At 60.9% G+C, this 3597-nt stretch carries 5 protein-coding genes; all 5 read left to right on the plus strand.

What is annotated here, in order from left to right; translation table 11 throughout:
• A partial coding sequence (locus AC27IQ_RS20370) for an adenylate/guanylate cyclase domain-containing protein (protein ID WP_487090577.1) occupies positions 1-621 on the plus strand: 621 nt, incomplete at its 5' end.
• A 123-nt stretch (positions 622-744) separates the two neighbouring features.
• Positions 745-1380 (plus strand): hypothetical protein, encoded by a 636-nt coding sequence (locus AC27IQ_RS20375; protein ID WP_487090578.1) that lies wholly within the window; start codon positions 745-747, stop codon positions 1378-1380.
• 13 nt (positions 1381-1393) lie between these two features.
• Complete coding sequence (locus tag AC27IQ_RS20380; protein ID WP_487090579.1) at positions 1394-1786, plus strand: hypothetical protein; 393 nt, start codon at positions 1394-1396, stop codon at positions 1784-1786.
• A gap of 873 nt (positions 1787-2659) precedes the next feature.
• The gene (locus tag AC27IQ_RS20385; RefSeq protein ID WP_272566610.1) at positions 2660-2998 is read left to right on the plus strand and encodes a DUF4148 domain-containing protein; all 339 of its coding nucleotides are present in this window, start codon (positions 2660-2662) and stop codon (positions 2996-2998) included.
• 230 nt (positions 2999-3228) lie between these two features.
• Positions 3229-3576, plus strand: a complete 348-nt coding sequence (locus AC27IQ_RS20390) for a DUF4148 domain-containing protein (RefSeq protein ID WP_487090580.1) — start codon at positions 3229-3231, stop codon at positions 3574-3576.
• Positions 3577-3597: the final 21 nt, after the last annotated feature.

Raw genomic sequence — 3597 nt, forward strand, 5'->3', positions numbered from 1 at the left:
GCCCGGCCCCTGGGGCGCGAACGCCAGGTCGCCGTGCTGTTCGTGGACCTGCGGCGCTGGTCGGGCCTGGCCGAGCGGCAGTGGCCCTTCGACCTGGCCTGGGTGCTGGACCAGTATTTCGACCGGGTGGGCGCTGCGGTGCGCGACAGCGGCGGCCTGGCCAACCAGTTCATCGGCGACAGCGTGATGGCGATCTTCGGGCTGGACACCGACCTGCCCACCGCCTGCGCCCAGGCGGTGCGCGCGGCCGCCCTCATCGAGCAGCGCATGGACGCCTGGGGCGGCTCGTTCACCGACCAGTTCGGGCAGCCGCTGGACTTCGGCATGGGTTTGCACGCCGGCACGGTGGCGGTGGGCGAGGTGGGCTTTCAGGACACGACCACGTTCACGGCCGTGGGCGAGGTCGTCAACACCGCCAGCCGCCTGCAGGACCATTCGAAGGTGGTGGCCGCCCGGCTCGTGCTGTCGCTGGAGGCCGCGCGCCTGGCGGGCGTGGCCGATGCGCTGGGCCCGCCCGAGCCCGTCACCGTGCGCGGCCGCTCCGCGCCGCTGCAGGTGCTGTACGTGGCCCATCCCGCTCGGCAGTGGGGGGAGCCGCGCTTCGGCGGCGGCGCGCCATAGCCTTCAACGGTTTTGTTGCCCCAATGAAATGCATTGCTGCGAATTCCAGACTTCAGAAGAATATCGCGTCAACGCGGCAGCAAGAATCCTTCGCTGAAATCGGCAATCTGAAAGAAGATTGTTTTGCGCGACAAAGTCATTCGCATTGATAATTGTTGGAGAATAGCTAGAATGCCTCAGGAGGATAACTTTTTGCCAACCCAACGCTTCGCCAAGCGCTCTGCCGTTACCGTACTCGTGGTCTTGTGCTTGATTGCAATCATCGCTTGCCTGGTGATTACTGAAAAGACAAAATCAGGCGGCATGGATGGCCAAGCTGCGGTCGTGCCGGTTTCAGGCGGATTAAGGGGCTCAGCGTTTCCCTGGGAAAGAGCTCAGACCGGCGAGCAATCCAGCGGCGTTGAACAGGGATTGGATTCCGAAGCGCAAGCGATTTCAGCTGAAAAGCTGAATGTCGCTGACTGGATGACGGGAATGGACAAGCCCAAAAGCCCTGTTCATGAGATTTTTTCCAAATATAGCGCGAAGAGTACCCACACCAATGCAGAAAAGGGTGAAATGATAAGCGGGCTCAGCTATTGCGCGAATCGCCGAACAGTTGGACAAGTTGCAGGAGCACAAAGATCTCGCGGTTCGGTGGATGATGCAAATAGTCTGCTGGATGTGCACCAGGACTATCTCAAGTATTGCGGCGGCCTCAATGATTCGGCTTTTTTCGCTTCGCAAGAGCATTCTTGCAGAGTTGGCGGAGCGTGGTGATGCTGACGCAAGGATGTCGTACTTCGAGGCCGGCCCCCTCGGTCGGTGGCCGACGCCCAATGAGTACATACCATTAACGCAGGATGAGATAGCCAGCTGGAATAAGACGGCTGTGCAGTTTTTAGAACAGGTAACCAGGGAGGGTGATTCGCGATCCTACAAGACTCTTGCTTCGATGTATGGCGCGAGCAAAGATGATCCGATTTTAGGGAGCCTTTCCAATCAGAGCACTTCTTACGCATATGAATTGCTATGGATTTCATCGATTCAGAGTAATCGTGAAACGCCCAAGGAGTTGAAGGATAGTTTGAACAACTATATGAGCCATGTTATAAGCAAATTCACTCCAGAGCAAAAGCGCGAAGGAATGAAGAAAGCAGCTCAAATTCAGTCGAATCTAAAATGAAAAATGGAGGGCATTATGATTGCAAAAAATAAGTCTGTATTTTGGTTGGCTGTTGGTTTTTTTGCAGCCATGCTATGCGTAGCGGCTGACTATGGTTCATATTTATGCAGGGGTTGCGCAGCCCCAATGAATCCGATTGATGCCCGGCTTTTTATTTCGGTTTATGTAAATCCACGCGTCCCGTTATGGCAGGCCAATGATACCGTGACTATTTGTAATGGCGTGGAATGCGTGAAGTACCTGACACCGACTGCAGGTGCGACTACTTGGACTCCTATTGAGAAGAAGCCAGATTCCGGTCGAGGATATAGTGGTGAGGGCGTACCGGTCGGAGGATATTCTCCCTCGCCTGAAGGGCCCACACCAGTTTGGTATCCCTATCCGCCAGGTGGCAGTGATCCGGGGGGCGTTGTCATCGTCGGCCCCACGGAACCGTGGTGTCCGCCACATGATTTGATCAACTGCGTCTAGCCGATGAGGCTCTGAGCGTTGGGCAAACCGGCTCTGTTGCACAAACGCAGCCCGTCGAACTGACAGTCCGGGCCGGTCAATGAGCCCAAAGGGCGCAAACTGCGCTATGAGACGAGGAGTTGGCCGGCGTGCAACGCAGCGCTCAAGCGAGAAGGTCGGTAGCGCTTCCGATCCGGCCACCCGCGTAACGCGATGTTGCAGTGCGGCATTTTTCCCTCGGAAGCGCGGCCCTGTCGGACGCGGCGGCGGCCCGGGGCGCACGGGCCGGTAGGCGACAGACCTACACAAAACTGTGCGTTTTCGCACAGACCTGGCGGGTCCAGCGGCGCAAACTGGCTTCCATGCAGACGCAATCCGGCGCTGCAGTCCAGTTGAATCGATCCCAAGGAAGGAATCACTACCATGAACCGCAAACACCTCATCGCCATTGCCGCCATCGCCTTTGCCGGTGCCGCCTCCGCCGCCCCCGTGTCGCAGGAAGACCAGTTCGGCGCCCAGCCCGTCGAGCAGGGCCAGCCGCTGACCCGCGCTGAAGTCGTGGCCGACCTGAACCTGTGGAACCGCGCCGGCCTGAACCAGTTCGAAGCCGCCGACCGCACGCCGGATGCCGATCCCGCCTACCAGATGCGCCTGGCCCAGTACCAGCGCGAGCGCAGCGGCCCCGAGTACCTGGCCGAAGTCCAGCGCGTCGGCGGCGGCCACAACGTCGCCGGCATGGCCTCCAGCACCACGATGAACTGATGCCCCGCGCATCCCGGCGCGCCCATGGCGCGCCACATCCCCGAGCCCCCGTGCGAGAAGCACCGGGGCTTTTTTCATGGGCGGCGCTTTTCATCCCGCCCTGAACCGATGCATTTTCGCTGTGCGTTTACGCACATACCGGGCCCGGCGAAACACCGAAACTGGCAGTCAGGCAGGCACCCCGCACTGCCCTTTGTCACCCCTGTTTTGAAGCCCAAGGAACGCACACCATGAACACCCAGCACCTGATCGCCATTGCCACCATCGCCTTCGCCGGCGCCACCGTGTCCGCCGCCCACGCCGCGCCATCGCAGGAAGACCGTTTCGGCGACGAGCCCGTGGCCACCCGCAGCACGCTCACGCGCGCCGCCGTGGAGGCCGACACCCGCCTGTGGCAGCGCGCCGGGCTGGGCCAGGCCAACGAGGGCGACCGCTCCGAAGCGGTGGACGAAGCCAGCCCGCAGCGCCTGGCCGAATACCAGCGCCTGCGCACCGGCAGCGCCTTCCAGGCCGAACTGCGCCGCGCCCAGGGCGCCCAGCCGGTGGCTGGTGCCGAAGCCAGCGAAACCAGCCACTGAGCAGGCGTTGCGCCACCGGCA

Source organism: Acidovorax sp. KPB24-07 (assembly GCF_057543315.1).

Bases quoted from the DNA above. Each gene is read 5' to 3' on its own strand.
- AC27IQ_RS20380 (WP_487090579.1), top strand. From the start codon at position 1,394: ATGTCGTACTTCGAGGCCGGCCCCCTCGGTCGGTGGCCGACGCCCAAT.
- AC27IQ_RS20390 (WP_487090580.1), top strand. From the start codon at position 3,229: ATGAACACCCAGCACCTGATCGCCATTGCCACCATCGCCTTCGCCGGC.
- AC27IQ_RS20385 (WP_272566610.1), top strand. From the start codon at position 2,660: ATGAACCGCAAACACCTCATCGCCATTGCCGCCATCGCCTTTGCCGGT.